We start from the raw sequence: 19,798 nt of genomic DNA on the forward strand, positions 1-19,798 counted from the left end.
CCCGCCGGCACGGGCATGACAAAGCGTCAGGCCGCGATCAAAACACCCGATTGTCCAACGGGTTGTCTTTCCCCAACCGTTTGGCCAACCAGGGTGGTAAATCGCCAGCCAGCATGGTTTGCAACATCTCGCGCTGAGACGAGATGCTGGTGCCGGGCGTGACCTTCACCGGGTGAATATTGTGGCGGATGATCCGGGCGGCGGCCGGGCCACCAATCGCTTCGCAGAACAGCAGATGGCAATCCTTCAGCAAGTCAGCGCGAACGTCGTTGCCTTCCTGATCCGGTGACTCGCCAGGATAACGGCGCAACGCGTACAGCCAGGAATATTCCCCCTCAAACGCGTAAATAAAAAATAACCGGCACTGGCCGAAATGACCATTAATGGTCAGGCCATCCTGCGAGGCAAAAGCCACCAGCAAATGGTTCGACATCAGATGACGGGGTTCTACCGACAAGTGTTCCGGTAATTCACCGTTCAGACAATTCATCACCTGTTGCCAGCGATTAAGGGTCATGATGGATACATCGCCGGGGAAACGCGCTTCAAGCTCTCCCAGAGACAGCGACGGTAATTGCTCCAGATCCAACCCGGCATCGCTTTCCTGACAAAGCCAGTTCAACAACTGCGCTGGGGTCAACTCCGGCATGTACTGGATTAACGCAAACAACCGCCAGAACAGTATATCGTCTTTAGATATCATCCTCTTCTCCTGTCAGGGTTCGGATCGGGTCGCCCGCAGGCTGACCGGGAATGCCGGTTTACCCGCTTGCGGGCTGATGTAATAGGCCTTTCCGCCTTCCAGCTCGACACGACCACCCCAGTAATCGTGTCGATCAAACTCCATACCTGTCACTTTAGCTTCCAGATCCAGCTTGGCGATGTAGCAATAGAGGTGCTCATTACACTCACGCAAAATCACTATTGGCATTGGGTCCTCCTTTGCGGCAGACAATGACCCGGACGCCGCCGAGTCTTGGATTTCAGATAATTAAAGAGCATTAGTGCCGGACTCCTCCCTAACCCTCCCCTTCACAAGGGGAAGAAAGAAAACCTCCAGCTCCCTATGAAGGCGCTTCGCCTTCTCCTTTCCAAGGGAGCCGGGAGGGGTTATCAACGGATAAGGTCAAAGTTGTAATCAGTTTTACCCAATTTCATGGTTTCCCGATCCAGCTTCTCCAGTACCGCGTTCACCAATGTCGTCAGGATCGACATTGCACCTTCATAGCCCCAGGTAGTCTGACGGTGCAGATGGTGACGATCAAACAGCGGGAAACCGAGACGGATCAACGGCACTTCAAACTGCTCGCCCTTCGCCAACGTATCGCGCTGGATAAACTTACCGTAGGAATTACCGATCATGAAATCCGGTTTATTGGTAAACATCAGCGATCGGAAATGCCATAGATCGCAGCCGACATACACTTCACTGTCCTGGCCGTAAGGGGAGTCCGCCAGCATTTTCTTCATCGCCTTCTGCCAGCGTTTGTTGCCGTTATGGCACAGGATAACGGTTGGTTCACAACCTAATTCCAGCAAAAACCGCGTCAGTCCCATGACAAAATCTGGATCGCCATACAATCCGAAGCGCTTGCCATGTAGCCAGGTGTGGGAATCCAGCATCATGTCCACCAGCCGTCCGCGTTCCAGCGTCAGTTCGTCTGCAATCGGCTTGCCGGTCAGTTCACTGATCGTCATCAACAGCTTATCCGTCGCCGCCAGACCGATCGGCACCGCTACCTCAGTCGCCGGCTGCTGCCAGTTTTCCTGCACCACTTTCTTGGTTTTGGCCAGTTGCCACGGTTGTAACAACAGGGTATCGATAGCATTGGGCGCCTCGCGCATCTCCTGTTGCGTTGTGCCGCCGGCATACATGCGATAGTGTCCATCCGCCGGGGTATCCAGTACGTCGGACGGGTCTGACAACAGACTGCACGGCACATCCATCTGCGCCATCATGCGTTTAATCACCCGATAATTGCCGAGATAGGTTTCAAACCCGGTGACCACATTCAGCCGCTGCTGACTGCCCGGCTGATATTGTTTTTCCTCACCACCAGTGAAGGTACGGGCAAAACCTTCAAACATGTTGTCCCAACCGGTAACGTGACTACCAATGAAACTCGGTGTGTGTGCATAGGGAATCGGCATGTCGGCATCAACAAAACCATCCTTTTTCGCATTGGCGATAAACGCCTGTAAATCATCACCAATGACCTCCGCCATACAGGTGGTGGAAACGGCGATCACTTCCGGTTTGTATAACGCGCTGGCGTTTTCCAGCCCGGTATTCATGTTCTTGTTGCCACCAAATACTGCCGCATCTTCGGTCATGGAATCGGAAACGCAGGCCACCGGTTCTTTAAAATGCCGGTTAAAGTAAGTACGGAAGTACGCCACACAGCCTTGCGAGCCATGCACATACGGTAACGTATTGGCAAACCCCAGCGAACACAGCACCGCACCTAACGGCTGACATGCCTTGGCCGGGTCGATGGTTAGCGCCTCACGCTTGAAATTCAGTTCTTTGTACTCTTCAGTGGTGGTCCACTCAAATACCTCGCGGACACGCTGCTCATCATGGCCCTCTTCCAGATGGCGTTTATTACGAAACAGCGCCTGGTACTCTTCCTGCTCAAATAACGGATAGCAGAGTTGGGGATTCTCAACGGTTTGACTCATGTTCTTCTCCTCCCGCGCCACTAATCGGTGAACTAACGGGATATCAGGATGTTAATCAGGCAGATTTCAGCCACGGCGCAGTCAGCTCACTCCAACTCGGATTGTTGAGCGTCATATCCATATCACGAGCGAAAACGGCAAAACCGTCATAGCCGTGATACGGACCGGAGTAATCCCAGGAGTGCATCTGGCGGAACGGCACCCCCATTTTCTGAAAGATATATTTCTCTTTGATACCGGAGCCAACCAGGTCAGGCTTCAATGCTTTGACAAACGCTTCCAGCTCATAACTGCTGGCGTCATCAAACAGCAACGTGCCTTCCTTCAGTTCCGGCAGGGTACGGTCGTAATCATCGCTATGGCCGAACTCATAGCCGGTGCCGATAATTTCCATGCCGAGATCTTCATAGGCGCCAATGACATGTCTGGGACGCAGACCGCCGAGATACAACAACACCTTGCGACCTTCCAGCCGCGGACGGTATTTCTGAATGATCGCATCTGCCCGAGCCTGATGGCGGGCAATCACCGCTTCAGCATTCTGACGAATGGTGTCATCGAAATGCGCGGCGATCTTACGCAACGATTCGGCGATTTTAGTCGGCCCGAAGAAGTTGTATTCCATCCACGGAATACCGTGCTTCTCTTCCATATGACGGGAGATGTAATTCATCGAGCGGTAGCAGTGCACCAGGTTCATCTTCACCTTCGGCGTGTTTTCCATTTCCACCAACGTACCGTCACCCGCCCACTGTGCGACCACCCGCAACCCCATTTCCTCGATCAAAATGCGCGATGCCCAGGCGTCACCGCCAATGTTGTAGTCACCAATAATGGCCACGTCATACGGTGTGGATTCAAAGGGTTTACCTTCACGGTTATCCAATACCCAATCTCGAATCGCATCATTGGCAATATGGTGCCCCAGCGACTGCGATACCCCGCGAAAGCCTTCACAACGCACCGGGATAACCGGCTTTCCCAGCGTCTGTCGACTGGCCTTGGCGACCGCTTCAATGTCATCACCAATCAGGCCCACCGGACATTCCGACTGAATAGAAATGCCTTTGGTCAGCGGGAACAACCGTTCCAGTTCCTCAATCAGTTTGGCGAGCTTCTTGTCGCCACCAAACACGATGTCGCGCTCCTGAAAATCAGAGGTAAAATTAATGGTTCCGAACGTGTCAACCCCACTGGTGCCGGTGTAGTAATTACGCCGTCCGGCACGTGAATATTGACCACAGCCAACCGGCCCGTGGGAAATATGCGCGATGTCTTTGATCGGGCCGAACACCACGCCTTTGGAACCGGCATAAGCGCAACCACGAACTGTCATCACCCCCGGTTGGGATTTGCGATTGGAAACGATACAGTTCCCCACGCTTTCCATACCCGGTTCAGTGACCATCGTGTGTTTTTTACGATCTTTACGCGCCTTTTCAGGGAAGATTTCCAACACTTCCTGAATAATCGCCTGATTTTGTTCACTCGTTGCGTTTGTCATTACACATTCCTTCCTCGTCAGAAAAGCACACACCAGCACACACGCCGATGTGCCGGTACGTCGTCGTGCTTCATCAGGCGGCTTTTTCTTCCGCGGCAGTTTTGCCAATGATCTCGGTATCTTCTTCTTCCATAATGCCGAACTCCATTAACAGCGCTTCCAGCTCATCCATCGTTACTGGCGTCGGCACCACTATGTTGGTGTTATTGACAATTTTGTTCGCCAGCGTGCGGTATTCATTGGCCTGGCTACAGGTCGGGTCATACTCGATAACCGTCATCCGGCGAATTTCAGCACGCTGTACGATGTTGTCGCGGGGCACAAAATGGATCATCTGCGTACCCAGTTTTTCCGCCAACGCGATGATCAGTTCATCTTCCCGATCAGTCTGACGAGAATTACAGATCAGCCCACCCAACCGTACCTTGCCGGATTTGGCATATTTCACGATACCTTTGGAAATGTTATTGGCGGCGTACATCGCCATCATTTCACCAGAGCAGACGATATAGATTTCCTGCGCCTTGTTTTCACGAATCGGCATGGCGAACCCACCACAGACCACGTCGCCCAGTACGTCGTAGAACACAAAATCGAGTTCCCCGCCGTAGGCGCCTTCTTCTTCCAGAAAGTTGATCGCGGTGATAACGCCACGACCAGCGCAACCGACACCAGGCTCCGGACCACCAGATTCAGCACAACGGACACCGCCGTAGCCGATCTGTAGTACATCTTCCAGTTCCAGATCTTCTACCGAACCGACTTCCGCCGCCATTTCCATAATGGTGTTCTGAGCCTTGGCGTGGAGGATCAATCGGGTGGAGTCAGCTTTGGGGTCACAGCCGACAATCATGACTTTCTTCTCCATTTCCGCCAGAGCGGCGACCAGATTCTGAGTAGTGGTGGATTTACCGATACCACCCTTGCCATAAATGGCACATTGACGCATTGCCATAATTGTTTCTCCTATTCGGGTTGAATGCTTGTTGCACCCTAAAGAAGTGCAGGGAACGTACCAGGCGGGCCAAAAATAATAGTTTGTTGATTTATAAGAAATTAATTAAAAAACCATCACCAGGAACAAGACGGACACAAGACAATCAACAGACCAATTGTTGGAAAGGGAACAATCCGCGAGACAACACGCCACCTTCTCTAGCTGACAAACATGGGGGAATCCCCCCGGCATGAATTCCCGCTGACACGGGAATGACGGCAAGGACACGAAAGTGATAAAGAGAACAAGAAAATAACGGCAAGAGCATCGGAATAATGGTCATGTTAAACCCCGACACGATTGTTAACTGCCCGACAGGATGTCGCGCCCAGTGTCTTGAATCATCCAATCGCGACCACAGCCATACGGCTATCCCTGCCGAGATAGTCAGAATAATCAGATAGAAAACAAGACATTATTTTCTCGTCTTATAAATGGCACAGGGTGTGCTTAATCAGAACTCAGGACTGTGTATCCGTAAGGTGACGACACCAATAGCGGGTTCAGTACACCGTAAAGAGGAACTGTTAATGGCAAGAAAAATGAAAACGATGGATGGCAACGCCGCGGCAGCCTATGTGTCCTATGCCTTTACCGAAGTCGCCGCCATCTATCCCATCACCCCTTCCACCCCAATGGCTGAAAATGTGGATGAATGGGCCGCGCAAGGAAAACAAAATCTGTTCGGCCAACCGGTAAAAATGGTGGAAATGCAGTCGGAAGCCGGTGCTGCTGGGGCGGTACACGGTGCTTTACAAGCCGGCGCGCTCACCACTACCTATACCGCGTCACAAGGGTTGTTGTTGATGATCCCCAACATCTACAAAATCGCCGGGGAATTACTGCCGGCGGTATTTCACGTCAGCGCCCGCGCGCTGGCTACCAACTCGCTGAATATTTTTGGCGACCAGCAGGACGTGATGGCGGTGCGACAAACCGGCTGCGCCATGCTGGCGGAAAGTAGCGTACAGCAGGTGATGGATCTGGCAGCGGTAGCACATCTAGCCGCCATCAAAGGACGCATCCCGTTTATCAATTTCTTCGATGGTTTCAGAACGTCCCATGAAATCCAGAAGATTGAGCTATTAGAGTATGACGAGCTGGGGAAATTGCTTGATTGGCAGGCGGTTGATCAGTTCAGAAGAAACGCTCTACATCCGGATCATCCGGTGGTCAGAGGAACGGCACAAAATCCGGATATCTATTTTCAGGAGCGGGAATCTAGCAACCGGTTTTACGACGCCCTACCAGAAGTGGTAGAACACTATATGGCCGACATCACCCGGCTGACCGGCAGAGAGTATCATCTGTTCAATTATTACGGCGCACCCGATGCCGACCGTTTAATTGTCGCGATGGGATCGGTGTGTGAAACCATTCAGGAAACCGTCGATTACCTCAATCAGCGCGGTGAAAAAGTCGGCTTGCTGACAGTCCATCTCTACCGCCCCTTTTCCCTGGTGCATTTTTTTAAATACATTCCCGCTACCGTCACCCGCATCGCCGTGCTGGATCGCACCAAAGAACCCGGCGCCCTGGCCGAGCCGTTGTATCTGGATGTGAAGAACGCGTTCTATAACCGTGAGCAACGGCCATTAATCGTTGGTGGACGCTACGCACTGGGCGGGAAAGATATTTTCCCATCACAGATCGTTTCGGTTTTCGACAACCTCAAACAGGTCGAGCCCAAAGATGGTTTCACTGTCGGTATCATAGACGACGTTACCTATACGTCCCTGCCTTATCCTGCCGAGGATATTGATACCGCGCTGCCGGGTACCACCGCCTGTAAATTTTGGGGACTGGGATCCGATGGTACGGTCGGGGCCAATAAAAGCGCGATAAAAATCATCGGCGATCAAACCACCATGTATGCGCAAGCCTATTTCTCCTATGATTCCAAGAAATCAGGCGGCATTACCGTTTCACATCTGCGTTTCGGTCAGCAGCCGATCACCTCACCCTATCTGATTCAGAAAGCAGATTTTATTTCCTGTTCGCAGCAATCCTACGTCAACAAATATGATCTGTTGGCGGGATTAAAACCGGGTGGCACCTTTTTGCTGAACTGCACGCTGGAACCGGCGGAGCTGGAAGAAAAATTGCCGGTGGCCATGAAACGTTACCTCGCCAATAACGCCATTCGATTTTACCTGGTCAATGCGGTACAGATTGCCCGACAGCTGGGGTTGGGAGGCCGCTTTAATATGATCATGCAAGCTGCCTTCTTTAAACTGGCTGATATTATTCCGGCGGCGACGGCGGCAGATTACCTGAAAGGCGCAGTGGCCAAATCCTACGGCAATAAAGGTCAGAAAGTGGTGGAAATGAATAACGCCGCCATCGACCAGGGAATGCTGGCACCCGTACAGTTCAATGTTCCCGATCACTGGAAAACCCTGGGCGAAGAAACCGTGGCAAAACGCGCCGTACCTGATTTTATTCAACAGATTCTGGAACCAATGAATCGTCAGGAGGGCGATCTGCTGCCGGTCAGTGCTTTTAGCAATATGGAAGACGGCACCTTCCCGGTCGGGACATCCGCATTTGAGAAACGAGGCATTGCCATCAATGTGCCGCAATGGCAGTCCGATGGTTGTACCCAGTGTAACCAATGTGCGTTTATCTGCCCGCATGCTGCTATCCGCCCGGCATTATTGAGTGAGGAGGAGTGGCAAACGGCCCCCGTCGGACTCACCACGAAACCAGCGACTGGCGCTAAAACCCTGCATTATCATCTCGCTATTTCACCACTGGATTGCTCTGGCTGTGGCAACTGTGTGGATATCTGCCCGTCGAAAGGTAAAGCGTTGACTATGCAACCGCTGGCGTCGCAACAGCATCAGATTGCACTGTGGGAACACGCGCTCACATTGTCACCCAAAGCCAACCCATTCAAAAAGACGACGGTAAAAGGCAGTCAGTTTGAACAACCCCTGCTGGAGTTTTCCGGTGCCTGTGCCGGATGTGGCGAAACACCCTATGCCCGCCTGATCACCCAATTATTCGGCGACAGAATGCTGATTGCCAACGCCACCGGATGTTCGTCTATCTGGGGAGCGAGCGCCCCGTCCATTCCCTATACCACCAACCACAAGGGACAAGGCCCAGCCTGGGCAAACTCGCTGTTTGAAGATAACGCGGAATTCGGGTTAGGCATGCTGCTCGGCAGTAACGCTATCCGACAACAGGTTGCCAGTGATGTCACCGCCGCCCTAAGCCTGCCACTCAGCGAAGCGCTCAGACAGTCCCTTCATCTGTGGTTGGAACTGAAAGACCATAGTGAAGGCACGCAGGAGCGTACTGAACAGCTGTCCACACTGCTGGAAAAAGAGAAAAGCGACGATCCGCTGCTCAATAAAATCTATCAGAACCGCGATTACCTGACCAAACGCTCACAATGGATTTTTGGCGGCGACGGTTGGGCTTATGACATCGGCTACGGCGGACTGGACCATGTGCTGGCTTCCGGTGAAGATATCAATGTGCTGGTGTTTGATACCGAAGTCTATTCCAATACCGGCGGTCAATCGTCCAAATCCACGCCCGCCGCCGCCATGGCAAAATTCGCGGCGGAGGGGAAAAGAACCCGTAAAAAAGATCTGGGCATGATGGCCATGAGCTACGACTATGTTTACGTGGCGCAAATTGCGATGGGCGCAGACAAAGACCAAACACTGCGAGCCATTGCTGAAGCCGAAGCCTATCCCGGCCCATCGTTGATCATTGCTTACGCGGCCTGTATCAATCACGGCTTGCGGGCGGGTATGGGATGCAGCCAGAGAGAAACCAAACGCGCGGTTGACGCTGGCTACTGGAATTTGTACCGCTTTAATCCGCTGCGTCAGTCCGCGGGCAAAAATCCCTTTATGCTGGACTCGGAAGAACCAGAAGAGGACTTTCAGGAATTCCTGCAAGGGGAAGTGCGCTACTCCTCGCTAAAACGGCAATATCCTGACATCGCCGACCAGTTATTTAACAAAACCGAGCAGGATGCCAAAGAACGACTGGCTCGCTATCAGCGGCTGGCGGACGGTTAAGTTACCGTGATGTGAAATAAGGGAAGCATGACAGGGACGTCACTTCCTGCGCGAAGGAAACTGACTCATTCACTCACAGATTCACACCGAAGATAAACCATGTCATACCTGGATTCGGTCCATGGCACGACAGCGGGATTATGGTTCCCCCGCCAGGCTGCCACTGATTTTAAACGCCACCCGTTGCGGATGGTTAACCGAGACCAGATACTCCACTGGCTGCCGGGCACCATCATAAATCACGCCGCGATAAACCAGCGCCGGGCATTCAGGTTTAGCGCATAATAATAACTGCTCCTCCTCATTCATGGTGTCGGCCTGGATAGTGCCTTCATCAATCACGCCATAAATCTGGTATTGATCCGCCAAAATCTTGTACAACGAGCCGGTGGCTTCCAGCATCGCCTCAGTGAGGCCGGGTACTCGCTCTTGCGGTAAATAACTGGTTTCAATACAGAAAGGTTGCCCGTCAGCCAGCCGCAGGCGTTTTATCATCAGTAACGGGTCGTTTTCCTGAATGTGCAATCTTTGCGCGATACGGGCGCTGGCCTGAGAATAACGGAAATAGATGAGCTGGCTACTGGGAGCGGCGCCATTAAGCTCAATGATTTTACTGATCCCCAATTCCGATACCGGAATTGGGCCCTTATCTCGACTTTGCCTTTTTCTCCTGCCCGCAATATTCACTGGAGGAGACACATCGTTGTTACAGGCGGCAAACCTCGCCGGCAGTCGATACGCGGTCGCCACCCGAGGCGCTGAAGGCGCGATGTTATACGATGGCACACGGTGGCTGCATCAATCCCCGCTACGGGTTACTCCTGTCGATACGCTGGGCGCTGGTGACGCCTTTATTACCGCGTTTCTATTGTCGCTACACGCTCACCGTGACCCGACGCAAGCGCTTTCTGCTGGTGCCGAATTTGCCGCAAAAATCTGCCTGGTCGAAGGCGCATTTGGTGAAGGGGAAGCGTATTAGTCACCGGTCCGACTAGTGGGTTTTCAGCATCATCCCCAACGCAGCGGCGGCCATAATAAACGCTGCCGTCCTGAATAACAGCCGTTGAGCATGAGTGCTGGCCAGAAAATGTCTGATTTTGAGCGCGCCAAGGATAAACATCGCACCGACCGCCAGCAACACGCTAATAGTCAACGGCACCAGCACCAATCCCCAACTTCGTAGCGAAACCGTATCCAGCGAGATAACCAGCGGCAATAACGCGAGATAAAAAGCGATGGTCTTCGGATTGCCCAACGTAATGGTCAACCCCGACAGCCAGGCTGAAGTCAGCTCCCCGCGACGGATTTTCTGATCGATATTGATGGTTTTTGGGTTATGCGCCCAGAATTGCCAGGCTAGCCAGGCGAGATAAGCCGCCGCGCCCCAACGGATTAACGTAAACAACGCGCTGTAACTGTGTGCCACCACCGCCAGACCGAATACCGCAAAAGAGAGGTAAGTCAGGTCACCAATGATTAAACCAAACAGCATGGAAAAACCGGCTACCGCCCCACCGCTCACACTACGGGCAACCAACGCGGTCATCCCTGGTCCCGGAATGGCCGCAGCCAACCCCAATGCCGAGATATAAGCCAGAATTTGTGCAGGTTCCAACATCATTTATCCTTCTCTTTTATTGCTGCCATTCTTGTGGAAACAGGCTCCATTTTAATGTCAATACATTGATTTATATAACAATTATTACCATTGCGTAAATAACATCATTGAATGCCGATATTATGCCTGCTGAAAAAAGAAAAGGGTTGCCTTTAACTCTTGAACCTTCCGCTAATAAAGGTAATATTTACCTATTCAGTCGCCATTTAAGAAATAATATGACCGAATCAACATTAAACCTGACAGATATTAAGATTCTGACCTTACTGCAAAAAGATGCCCGCATTACCAACCAGACATTGGCCGACAAAATAGGAATGTCATCTTCACCTTGCTGGCGCAAAGTGCGTAAGCTGGAAGAAGACCACATTATTCAGGGTTATCGGGCAGTGCTGGACAGGCGCAAAATTGGCCTCGGGGTGATGGTTTTTGTCCGGGTCAGTATTGATAGTCACAGCCAAGCGGAAGCGCGCAAGTTTGAACAAGAAGTGACTGATTTGGAAAACGTGGTGTCTTGCTACAGTATTGGCGGCGATGCCGACTTTTTATTGCAGGTCGTCTCGCCGGATCTGGATTCCTATGCCGAGTTCGCCATGTCGGTGATTAGGCGTTTACCCGGCATCAAAGAGATGCAAAGCATGTTTGTACTCAAAGAGATCAAACCGTTTGTCTCATTTCCAATTAAAAAGCCGTCACTGCGCTAAAATCGGCCAGCGTGCTGAGATGGGAATATCAGGCAAACTGCCAATATTCTCATCTCATTACCAATAGAATCGGTCTAATTGCAAACTCGCCAGGCAGAAAGAGACAAAGCGAACCGACTTAAATAGCAAACATTTCAGCACCAATATAAGAACCTTCCTTTGGCGCGGGAGGAACAAAAAAAAATCCCCGAACCAATATGCGAAATATATTCATTCATCGCGTCAGATGCCCCTAATTTAGTTTGAAGTTTTTCAAATTGTGCAGGGTCTTTCTGATAACTGATAAATAACAGGCCAGCATCCAGCTGGGCCATATTATTCAGTCCGTCAGTATAGTTATAGGAACGACGCAGAATTTTTGTGCCTTGATTATTCTCATGCGCGGCCAGACTAATGTGAGATTTGGCGGGAATAATCAAGTTTCCTTCGGAATCGGTCTTATCAAAGTCAGGGGTATCAAACTCTTTTTCCCCGCTGAGCGGTGCGCCAGACACTTTGTGTCGTCCAAAAATGTTGTTCTGATCGCTTACGCGATCAGTATCCCAGTTCTCAATGTGCATTTTGATTTTACGCACCACCTGATAACAGCCCTGCTGCTGCCACGCTGGACCACCGTCTTTGATCCAGACGTATTTATCGAAATCGGCTTTCTCGGTGATATTACGGGTGCCGTCCTTAAAACCAAAAAGATTACGCGGCGTCGACTGCCCTTTTCCCGCCGAAGCACGACCAAATCCCATCAGTGTCCAGCGCGTCGCTGCCGCACCAGTGCTTTTAGCAATACGCGCCAGATCGCGAATGGCGTGATAAGCAACTTGCGGGTCATCGGCGCAGGCTTGCAGTGAAAGGTCTCCCCCCCACTCAATTCCGCTTGCAGGTTATCACTAGGCAATGGAATCAATTCACGCATCAGGGCGGGTTTCTGTTGGGCAAGACCGAAAGTATCCGTAAACACGCGTGAACCGAGACCGACCGTCACGGTCAACGAGGCGGGGCCCAAATCCAGTGCTTCACCCGTATCCATTCCTACGCCACTCTCTCTGAGGGGTTCTACTTGTCCGATAGTTCCCCCCTTCATCAACTGCGCAATAGCCGATGACCAACGTGCCAGTAATACCTGCAAATCCCGCCGACTTGAGGTCGTCAAATCAAAAGTCATGAACATGATATAACGCTGAGGTGGCGTACTTATCCCCGGCTGACCACCTACGCCATAAAAAGCATGCTGGTGTGACAAATCAATCATGTCATCGGAATCGCTCGCCGCAACCGTCTGGCTGTGCGCAGAACTGGCTACCGGAATGACCAGGGCGCTGGCAACTGCACCTTTCAGTAGATCACGGCGTGAAAACGTGCCGGTCTTGTCCGAATAGTGTTTATGACTCATTGATCAAGCTCCTTTATTAGCCGCTACTTTCTCGCCAATTTTTGACAACGGCTCTTGTAACGCCTGAATAGTGCGGCTCAGTTTCGCGGCATCGGCAGCTTTCAGCTCGGCGGTGTAATATTTATAGCCACCGGCAACCTTAGGATCGCGATACGTTTCCAACTGGTTATGCACGACTGTGAATTGCGCAGAAATCTGCTTGGTCAAATCCGGGTCAATCTTTTCAAGGCCAGGCTTCAGGTCAGAAAAGGCTTGTTCGGCACCTTCCACATTGCCAGCGAAATCAACCAGGTCAATGTGACTGAATGCTTCTTCTTCTCCGTTAATTTTGGTGTTCTGAACTTCTTCCAACAGGTCCGCTGCACCATTAGCCAGATCTTCTGGTTTGTAGGTTAGCCTTTTAACCAGCGTGTCCAGCTTGGCGACATTCTGTTGTAGTTCACTGGACAATTTTTTGGTATCCGGGGTAATTTCACCACGACCAAACAAGTCACGTTCAATCGCATGAAATCCGTGCCAGCCTACTTTAGGGTCAAGGTTAGACGCTCGCATATCAATGAGATAGTCAAGATTACCGGCATTATCGGTGGCTTTGAAGCCAGGCAGCACAAAGCCATCTACATTGGATTCAATACGTTCATAGAAAGGGCGCGCTTTAGCATAATCAGCTTTCGCTTTACTTAAATCGCCGGCATTAATATCTGCGGCCAGGCGATTAACAGCAACAACCATGGCATCAACCACACCACTTACATAGATAGCGTAGTTTTTCGTACCTTGCGCCAGAAGCGTCGCGGTACTGCCAGCAGGCCGAATTGCGCTTTTACCGGTAACGGTAAAGTCGATCATTTCCTGTTTGGCACCCGGGCAATAGATTTGATATTTGCCACCATCAAGGGTCAGCGTAAATTTCACGGCCGGCAGACCAGGGGCAAGGTTTTCTTTCTCACCCAGTATACGATTATTGCTCTGTAACTCGACTTCGGTAATCGCGGTTGCGGTCTTATTGATAACATTGAACGTGACCGGACCTGCTTTCACTGAATTGTGGTCAATCACACAGGTGCCGCCGTCTGCCCCCGTCATAGTGATATTCACGTGTGAGACACCGTTTTTTACCGGGGCAGGCATGGCATTATTTGCCGAAGCCCCCATCGAAAACATTAACAGTGTAGTCAGGCCAGCAACGGTCATCAGCGGTTCTTTTCGCTTAACTATTTTTTTAGACATGAGTTTATTTCCTTTGGTTATTTTCAGGTAATGTCGTCGGTTTTGCGGGGCTAAATAACAGACTGTTTTTGGCAAATATCGGCTGTCGTTGCTTATGGCGTGTCCATGACATCCGTAATGCACAAAAGACAAAAATAAGCGCGAGTACAGTTAAAAAGAGGGGCAGTATTACGGCCCAGAAACGGGAAGAATCCTGAAGTGTCTGCATCCGTTGCAACGCCGTCTCAACGTGTTGTCGATAGGCGCGGGCTACCTGCCAGTTACATGCAGACATGGGCTTATCATTACGGGCGGTGACAGTTCTTGGTGATTGAAGACCGCTTCCCGAGAGTGTGACAACATCATCGGAATGCCCGCTGGCGTTCAGTAACACCCCTTGCGCAATAGAGACATCAATAGAGCAGTGAACTGTCCATGCGGCCTGATAGGGGCCAGGATGCTGTGAGGGATTCAGGCCAATAGGAATACGGTTACCATAGAGCTCAACGACTTGATCCAGAGTCAGTACCTTAGGCGCATCCTCGGGTGTCAATGACCTTCTGATCGACCACGTTTCGACCACAAACCCATCTTGGTTTTCCTTCACCTGCGCATCAGTGGGTAAATCCAATATCCTGGGTTTGCTGCCGGTTGATATCACGTCTAGCTGATAACCATTGTCCGCTTTTTTCAGAAGTGTCAGTTGACCGGCTGGGTTTTGTGCCTCGTTACTGACCAGGGGTACAGTATTCGGTATGTGCAACGTGGGCTTGGGGTAATACAGAAACAATGACAGGGCAGACAAAGCCAGTACCAGAGCACTACTCAACAGCCAACGTACGGCTACTTTTGTCGAAGGACGGTGGTCTGAGGGCCAGTAGATAAACAGGACGACGATAACAATGTAGAGAAACCACCCTAACACTTCTATCAGACATGGGTCTGCCGGAATACCAAGCACACCGGAGATCAATGCAGACTGTATCGAACCCGGTGGCACCAACCAGGTGAGATTGGCAATCCGCTCCTGGCCGATATTAAGCCAACCGGCTTCATGAGCACTGCGCAGAGAGGTAATAATCAACCCCCCTGCGACCAGGATCAGGAAAAGGCCGGTAAAACGGAAAAATCGAGACAGATTGATACGAACACCGCCGAAATAGATACCGCAGCCAATAATGACTGCCATGATCAGACCGATAACAGCGCCGACGGCAGCCCACGCGGCAGATTGCGCCACTGAGAAAGTAGCCAGCAAAAAAACGCTCGTCTCGAAGCCCTCTTTGAGAACGGCCAGAAACGCCATACTGGCCAGCGCCCAGGCACTGGATTGGCTGATGGCCTGTGCGGCTTCGTTTTCCAGCGCTTTCTTCATATTATGGGCATGCGTATTCATCCACATAATCATGCCGGTGACAAAGAAGATGGCGACAGCACCGATAATCGCCTCCATCCCTTCCTGGCTTGCCTGAGGTAACGCGTGTTCAGTCATTTCAAGCACGACACCGACAATCACAGAAAGGAGAACAGCCAGAAAAACCCCCGCCCACATGGCAGTGAGACTTTTGCCATTTTTACGTAAAAAAGCCGCAATAATGCCAACGATAAGCGCCGCTTCCAACCCCTCACGCAGCCCGATAACGAATGTAGCTAACAATGAACTCGCCCCTGGAAATAGGATTCTTGATTAAATAAGAATGATTATTGATATCATTTAGTTTATCAATAGAGAAGGCGGAGTGTATGAGCATTTGAAACTGAGTGAGTCTAAAAAGACTTTTTTATATAAAATGATGTCTTTTTGTATCTATATATGTAAAACAACATGCAAGAGTGCCCTTCCTGGCAACCGGGGAACCATCACCACACTAAAATCGGTAAGCGTGCGTCGCGCGATAAGGCGCGACAGCAACATTTCACGGTTAACATCACTATCCACAGAACGTTCAACATCACAGCGGGACACCGATTGAACAGATTCAGAAATGAATGACGCCTTTGATCAGATCGCGGTTATTAATCACATCCTTTTCATAAACATCGGCCAGCACATCAAAACGGTAACGGTGGGTCAACATCATCTCGGCCCTGAGCTTGCCCTCAACCATTAAGCGCCCCACTTTGGCAAAGTCGTCCAGGGTTGCATTACGGCTTCCCATTATGGTGGTCTCTTTCTTATGGAATTCAGGATCAGAAAACTGCAATTCCCCTTTAAACAGTCCGACGAAAATGATGCTGCCGCCGTGACGAATCAAATTAACGGTGTTATTCATCGCCAACGGATTGCCGGTGGCGTCGATCACCTTCTGCGCCAGCGAGCCACTGAATTTCTCACGCAACTGCGCATCAAAATCTGCCTGCGCAGGATCCAATGCTTCAAGCTGTAGATACCGTTGTACATGAGTACGTCGTTCCGCACTGGTATCTGCAACCAACACATGAGCGCCGTCCGCCTTGGCTATCGCCGCCACACCCAACCCGATAGGCCCGGCCCCCACCACCAGCACCGGCTCTTCGGGTTTGATCTCTGCCCGACAAACAGCATGAGCACTGATAGCAAATGGCTCAATCAATGCCGCAGATTCAGGATCAATCCCCTCCGCCAATAAAATATTAGTCACCGGTACACTCAGATATTCACTAAATCCACCATCCTGATGTACACCAATCACTGAAATATTTTCGCAGCAATTAGTACGCCCACTCAAACAAGCCTGGCATTTTTTACAGGCCACATAGGGGAGAACTACGACCTGTTTTCCGATTCGTATATCATGAATATTATTGCCAAGACCGACCACCTCCCCACATATTTCATGGCCTAACACCCGTGGATAACTGAAAAAAGGTTGTTTCCCCGCCCAGGCATGAATATCCGTACCACAAATGCCTACTGTCTTTATTTTTATCAACACCTCATTATCTGCCGGAATGGGCTTATTACGCTGCTGGAAAAGCATATTTTCTGGTTCTAAACACACCAATGATTTCATCATAACCATTTCTTAAATCTCCCTTTCTGTATTACGACAGTTATTAATGAAAAAATTAAATATGTTTAAACCACAGACATAATTTGTGATTCATCACGAAAAAAAATGTTTTAAATATGGTTTTAATAACAAAAAAAACAGGAACCTTAAAATGAGCCGCTCACAAAATCTCCGCCACAACGTGATTAATCAGATTATTGACGGGATGGCCCGCGGCCATATCCCTTCACCGCTACCTTCCCAGTCGGCATTGGCCGAGATGTACAATATCAGCCGCACCACCGTCCGCCATATTGTAAACCACCTCACGGAACAAGGTGTCTTGGTGCAAGTAGGCAGGGACTACAGCATCATACGAACACCTGGGCACCATGACGGTTTTGAGTGCATTTCCGCGCCGCTGGACGAACAAAACCGGATTTTTGAGCAGGCTTTTTTCAATATGATCAATCAGCGCCAGCTAAAAAGTGGTGAAACATTCTCTGAACTGCAACTGGCCAGAGCCGCTGGAGTTAGCCCGGTCGTGGTACGCGAATATCTGCTGAAATTTTGCCGCTACAATCTGATCGTCAGTGAACGTCGCGGTCAGTGGAGCATGAAGCAGTTTGATCAGTCATATGCTGAACAACTCTTTGAATTACGTGAAATGCTGGAAATCCATTCATTACAACACTTTCTGAACCGGCCAGAACATGATCCATTATGGCTGGAGGCCAAAGCCCTGCTTGAACGCCACCGATTGTTACGTGACAGCATTGGCGACAATTACCGCATGTTCTCCCAGCTTGACCGTGATTTTCACGCGCTGATTCTTTCCGCTGCTAAAAATACGTTTTTCAATCAATCCCTTGAGATCATATCTGTTATTTTCCATTTTCATTATCAGTGGGATGAGCGCGATTTAAAGCAACACAACATCATTGCTGTTGATGAACACATGACCATTCTCAGCGCCTTGATCTGCCGTAACGACCTGGATGCCACTCTGGCATTGCGTAATCATCTGGAAACCGCGAAACAATCAATGATTCGTTCCATCAATCAATATTGAACCGCTCAATCATTAAGTACCGATTAAAAACAGGAAATCATTATCGACTGCACGAAATTGTAAAAACGCTAGCGAAAATAAATTCAATGCATTCTACGCTCATCCCAAGTCGACTTAATTACCCGGTTGTTAGTGAGTTAGCGGTTAAATTTAATAGTCTCATGCGCATAAATTAAAAAGCGCATTTCCCTCTCTTTGACGCCAGAATTTTAGCGAAAAAGAAATAATAAATATTCAGGAGTAAAGTGTGGATAATACACATATTACAATTGATGGGCAGAATGATTTTAATAAAACAGACAGTGCTGGTAATTCCACTTCACAAAATGAAATTCTTCAACCCAGCACTCATATTAAACGCATTCAGACTACGGCAATAATTTTGTTATTTCTTGCCGCAGTCATCAATTATCTCGACCGTAGTTCTCTGTCAGTAGCCAATATGACGATTCGTACGGAACTGGGCTTAAACGCCACGGAAATTGGCGTGTTGTTATCGGTGTTCTCACTGGCATATGGCATCGCCCAACTGCCCTGTGGTCCGTTGCTGGATCGTAAAGGACCACGCATTATGCTGGGACTGGGAATGTTCTTCTGGTCGCTGTTCCAGGCGTTGTCCGGGTTGGTACACAATTTCACTCAGTTTGTACTGATCCGCATCGGTCTGGGGATTGGTGAGGCGCCGATGAATCCTTGCGGTGTAAAGGTCATCAATGACTGGTTCAACATCAAAGAACGCGGACGCCCAATGGGGTTCTTTAACGCGGCATCCACCATCGGTCTGGCAATAAGTCCTCCTATTCTGGCGGCGATGCTAATCACTATCGGCTGGCGGGGGATGTTTGTCACCATCGGGATTATGGGGGTTTTTCTCTCCATTGGCTGGTATATGCTCTATCGCAACCGTGAGCAGATTGCGTTGACCGATGCAGAGCAGACCTATCTTAATGCTGGCAGTGTGAATAACCGCCGTGATCCCATGAGTTTTCGCGAATGGCGTGGTTTATTCCGTCACCGCACGATGTGGGGCATGATGCTGGGCTTCAGCGGCATTAACTACACCGCCTGGCTATATCTGGCATGGTTGCCGGGTTATCTGCAAAGTACTTATCACCTGGACCTGAAAAGCACCGGGCTAATGGCGGCTATCCCTTTCCTGTTTGGCGCAGCAGGAATGCTCTCCAATGGCTATGTGACTGATTTCCTGGTTAAGCGGGGTATGGCCCCTATCAAGAGCCGCAAACTCAGTATCGTCATTGGTATGCTGTTGTCTGCTGCATTTACCTTTGTCGTTCCTCAGGCGACGACCACCATAAGTGCCGTTTTGCTGATCGGTATGGCGCTGTTTTGCATTCACTTCGCAGGAACCTCCTGCTGGGGACTCATTCACGTCGCGGTCGCATCACGAATGACCGCTTCGGTAGGCAGCATCCAGAACTTCGCCAGCTTTATCTTTGCGTCGTTCGCGCCCATCGTTACCGGCTGGATTGTAGACACTACGCATTCATTTCATCTGGCATTGACGATCTGTGCCGGTATTACGGTACTGGGCGCGCTGGCTTACGTCGTCCTGGTACATCAACCGATCAGCGATCCCAGCACACAAGAATAAT

At 50.4% G+C, this 19,798-nt stretch carries 17 protein-coding genes; 5 read left to right on the forward strand and 12 right to left on the reverse strand.

Annotated features, from left to right (window positions below):
• Window positions 1–37: 37 nt before the first annotated feature.
• The 5 genes from PCO85_20195 to nifH all read right to left on the reverse strand — a co-directional run bounded on the left by PCO85_20195 (window position 38) and on the right by nifH (window position 5,141).
• Window positions 38–700: a NifB/NifX family molybdenum-iron cluster-binding protein gene (locus PCO85_20195; protein WJV56153.1), complete on the reverse strand. Its 663-nt coding sequence runs from the start codon at window positions 698–700 to the stop codon at window positions 38–40.
• A 15-nt stretch (window positions 701–715) separates the two neighbouring features.
• Complete coding sequence (locus PCO85_20200) at window positions 716–931, reverse strand: NifT/FixU family protein (GenBank protein ID WJV53450.1); 216 nt, start codon at window positions 929–931, stop codon at window positions 716–718.
• Window positions 932–1,113: 182 nt separating this feature from the next.
• On the reverse strand, window positions 1,114–2,682 hold the full coding sequence (nifK, locus tag PCO85_20205) for a nitrogenase molybdenum-iron protein subunit beta (protein ID WJV53451.1): 1,569 nt from the start codon (window positions 2,680–2,682) through the stop codon (window positions 1,114–1,116).
• A gap of 55 nt (window positions 2,683–2,737) precedes the next feature.
• A complete protein-coding gene (gene nifD, locus PCO85_20210; protein WJV53452.1) occupies window positions 2,738–4,186 on the reverse strand; it encodes a nitrogenase molybdenum-iron protein alpha chain in 1,449 nt (482 codons plus the stop codon).
• A 73-nt stretch (window positions 4,187–4,259) separates the two neighbouring features.
• The gene (gene nifH, locus PCO85_20215; protein ID WJV53453.1) at window positions 4,260–5,141 is read right to left on the reverse strand and encodes a nitrogenase iron protein; all 882 of its coding nucleotides are present in this window, start codon (window positions 5,139–5,141) and stop codon (window positions 4,260–4,262) included.
• Window positions 5,142–5,713: 572 nt separating this feature from the next.
• Between nifH and nifJ the strand changes: the two genes are divergently transcribed.
• On the forward strand, window positions 5,714–9,223 hold the full coding sequence (nifJ, locus tag PCO85_20220) for a pyruvate:ferredoxin (flavodoxin) oxidoreductase (protein ID WJV53454.1): 3,510 nt from the start codon (window positions 5,714–5,716) through the stop codon (window positions 9,221–9,223).
• Between the two features lie 138 nt (window positions 9,224–9,361).
• On the opposite strand, the gene PCO85_20225 is transcribed toward nifJ, so the two are convergent.
• Window positions 9,362–9,847 (reverse strand): UTRA domain-containing protein, encoded by a 486-nt coding sequence (locus tag PCO85_20225; GenBank protein WJV53455.1) that lies wholly within the window; start codon window positions 9,845–9,847, stop codon window positions 9,362–9,364.
• A 79-nt stretch (window positions 9,848–9,926) separates the two neighbouring features.
• Here PCO85_20225 and PCO85_20230 point away from each other — a divergent pair, with 79 nt between their 5' ends.
• Complete coding sequence (locus tag PCO85_20230; protein ID WJV53456.1) at window positions 9,927–10,202, forward strand: PfkB family carbohydrate kinase; 276 nt, start codon at window positions 9,927–9,929, stop codon at window positions 10,200–10,202.
• 12 nt (window positions 10,203–10,214) lie between these two features.
• Here PCO85_20230 and PCO85_20235 read toward each other — a convergent pair whose 3' ends face one another.
• Window positions 10,215–10,841: a LysE family translocator gene (locus PCO85_20235; protein ID WJV56154.1), complete on the reverse strand. Its 627-nt coding sequence runs from the start codon at window positions 10,839–10,841 to the stop codon at window positions 10,215–10,217.
• A 218-nt stretch (window positions 10,842–11,059) separates the two neighbouring features.
• Here PCO85_20235 and PCO85_20240 point away from each other — a divergent pair, with 218 nt between their 5' ends.
• Window positions 11,060–11,545, forward strand: a complete 486-nt coding sequence (locus PCO85_20240) for an Lrp/AsnC family transcriptional regulator (GenBank protein ID WJV53457.1) — start codon at window positions 11,060–11,062, stop codon at window positions 11,543–11,545.
• Between the two features lie 134 nt (window positions 11,546–11,679).
• On the opposite strand, the gene PCO85_20245 is transcribed toward PCO85_20240, so the two are convergent.
• The 5 genes from PCO85_20245 to PCO85_20265 form a co-directional block, all read right to left on the reverse strand.
• Window positions 11,680–12,345: a Dyp-type peroxidase gene (locus PCO85_20245; GenBank protein WJV56155.1), complete on the reverse strand. Its 666-nt coding sequence runs from the start codon at window positions 12,343–12,345 to the stop codon at window positions 11,680–11,682.
• A complete protein-coding gene (locus tag PCO85_20250) occupies window positions 12,285–12,932 on the reverse strand; it encodes a Dyp-type peroxidase (GenBank protein WJV53458.1) in 648 nt (215 codons plus the stop codon). The genes PCO85_20245 and PCO85_20250 overlap by 61 nt, the downstream gene beginning before the upstream one ends.
• A gap of 3 nt (window positions 12,933–12,935) precedes the next feature.
• Complete coding sequence (gene efeO, locus PCO85_20255; protein ID WJV53459.1) at window positions 12,936–14,162, reverse strand: iron uptake system protein EfeO; 1,227 nt, start codon at window positions 14,160–14,162, stop codon at window positions 12,936–12,938.
• 4 nt (window positions 14,163–14,166) lie between these two features.
• Window positions 14,167–15,798, reverse strand: coding sequence for an iron uptake transporter permease EfeU (efeU, locus tag PCO85_20260; protein WJV53460.1), 1,632 nt, complete (start codon window positions 15,796–15,798; stop codon window positions 14,167–14,169).
• 322 nt (window positions 15,799–16,120) lie between these two features.
• Window positions 16,121–17,143 carry a zinc-binding alcohol dehydrogenase family protein gene (locus PCO85_20265; GenBank protein ID WJV53461.1) on the reverse strand — a complete coding sequence of 341 codons (1,023 nt, stop codon included), beginning with the start codon at window positions 17,141–17,143 and terminating at the stop codon, window positions 16,121–16,123.
• Window positions 17,144–17,285: 142 nt separating this feature from the next.
• Between PCO85_20265 and PCO85_20270 the strand changes: the two genes are divergently transcribed.
• The gene (locus tag PCO85_20270) at window positions 17,286–18,185 is read left to right on the forward strand and encodes a GntR family transcriptional regulator (GenBank protein WJV53462.1); all 900 of its coding nucleotides are present in this window, start codon (window positions 17,286–17,288) and stop codon (window positions 18,183–18,185) included.
• Between the two features lie 247 nt (window positions 18,186–18,432).
• A complete protein-coding gene (locus tag PCO85_20275) occupies window positions 18,433–19,797 on the forward strand; it encodes an MFS transporter (GenBank protein WJV53463.1) in 1,365 nt (454 codons plus the stop codon).
• Window position 19,798 lies beyond the last annotated feature (1 nt).

Origin of the sequence: Prodigiosinella aquatilis (assembly GCA_030388725.1) — a bacterium.
Classification (GTDB): domain Bacteria; phylum Pseudomonadota; class Gammaproteobacteria; order Enterobacterales; family Enterobacteriaceae; genus Prodigiosinella; species Prodigiosinella aquatilis.

Bases quoted from the DNA above. Each gene is read 5' to 3' on its own strand.
- PCO85_20200 (WJV53450.1), bottom strand. From the start codon at position 931: ATGCCAATAGTGATTTTGCGTGAGTGTAATGAGCACCTCTATTGCTAC.
- nifK (WJV53451.1), bottom strand. From the start codon at position 2,682: ATGAGTCAAACCGTTGAGAATCCCCAACTCTGCTATCCGTTATTTGAG.
- nifD (WJV53452.1), bottom strand. From the start codon at position 4,186: ATGACAAACGCAACGAGTGAACAAAATCAGGCGATTATTCAGGAAGTG.
- nifH (WJV53453.1), bottom strand. From the start codon at position 5,141: ATGGCAATGCGTCAATGTGCCATTTATGGCAAGGGTGGTATCGGTAAA.
- nifJ (WJV53454.1), top strand. From the start codon at position 5,714: ATGGCAAGAAAAATGAAAACGATGGATGGCAACGCCGCGGCAGCCTAT.
- PCO85_20235 (WJV56154.1), bottom strand. From the start codon at position 10,841: ATGTTGGAACCTGCACAAATTCTGGCTTATATCTCGGCATTGGGGTTG.
- PCO85_20240 (WJV53457.1), top strand. From the start codon at position 11,060: ATGACCGAATCAACATTAAACCTGACAGATATTAAGATTCTGACCTTA.
- PCO85_20250 (WJV53458.1), bottom strand. From the start codon at position 12,932: ATGAGTCATAAACACTATTCGGACAAGACCGGCACGTTTTCACGCCGT.
- efeO (WJV53459.1), bottom strand. From the start codon at position 14,162: ATGTCTAAAAAAATAGTTAAGCGAAAAGAACCGCTGATGACCGTTGCT.
- PCO85_20265 (WJV53461.1), bottom strand. From the start codon at position 17,143: ATGGTTATGATGAAATCATTGGTGTGTTTAGAACCAGAAAATATGCTT.
- PCO85_20270 (WJV53462.1), top strand. From the start codon at position 17,286: ATGAGCCGCTCACAAAATCTCCGCCACAACGTGATTAATCAGATTATT.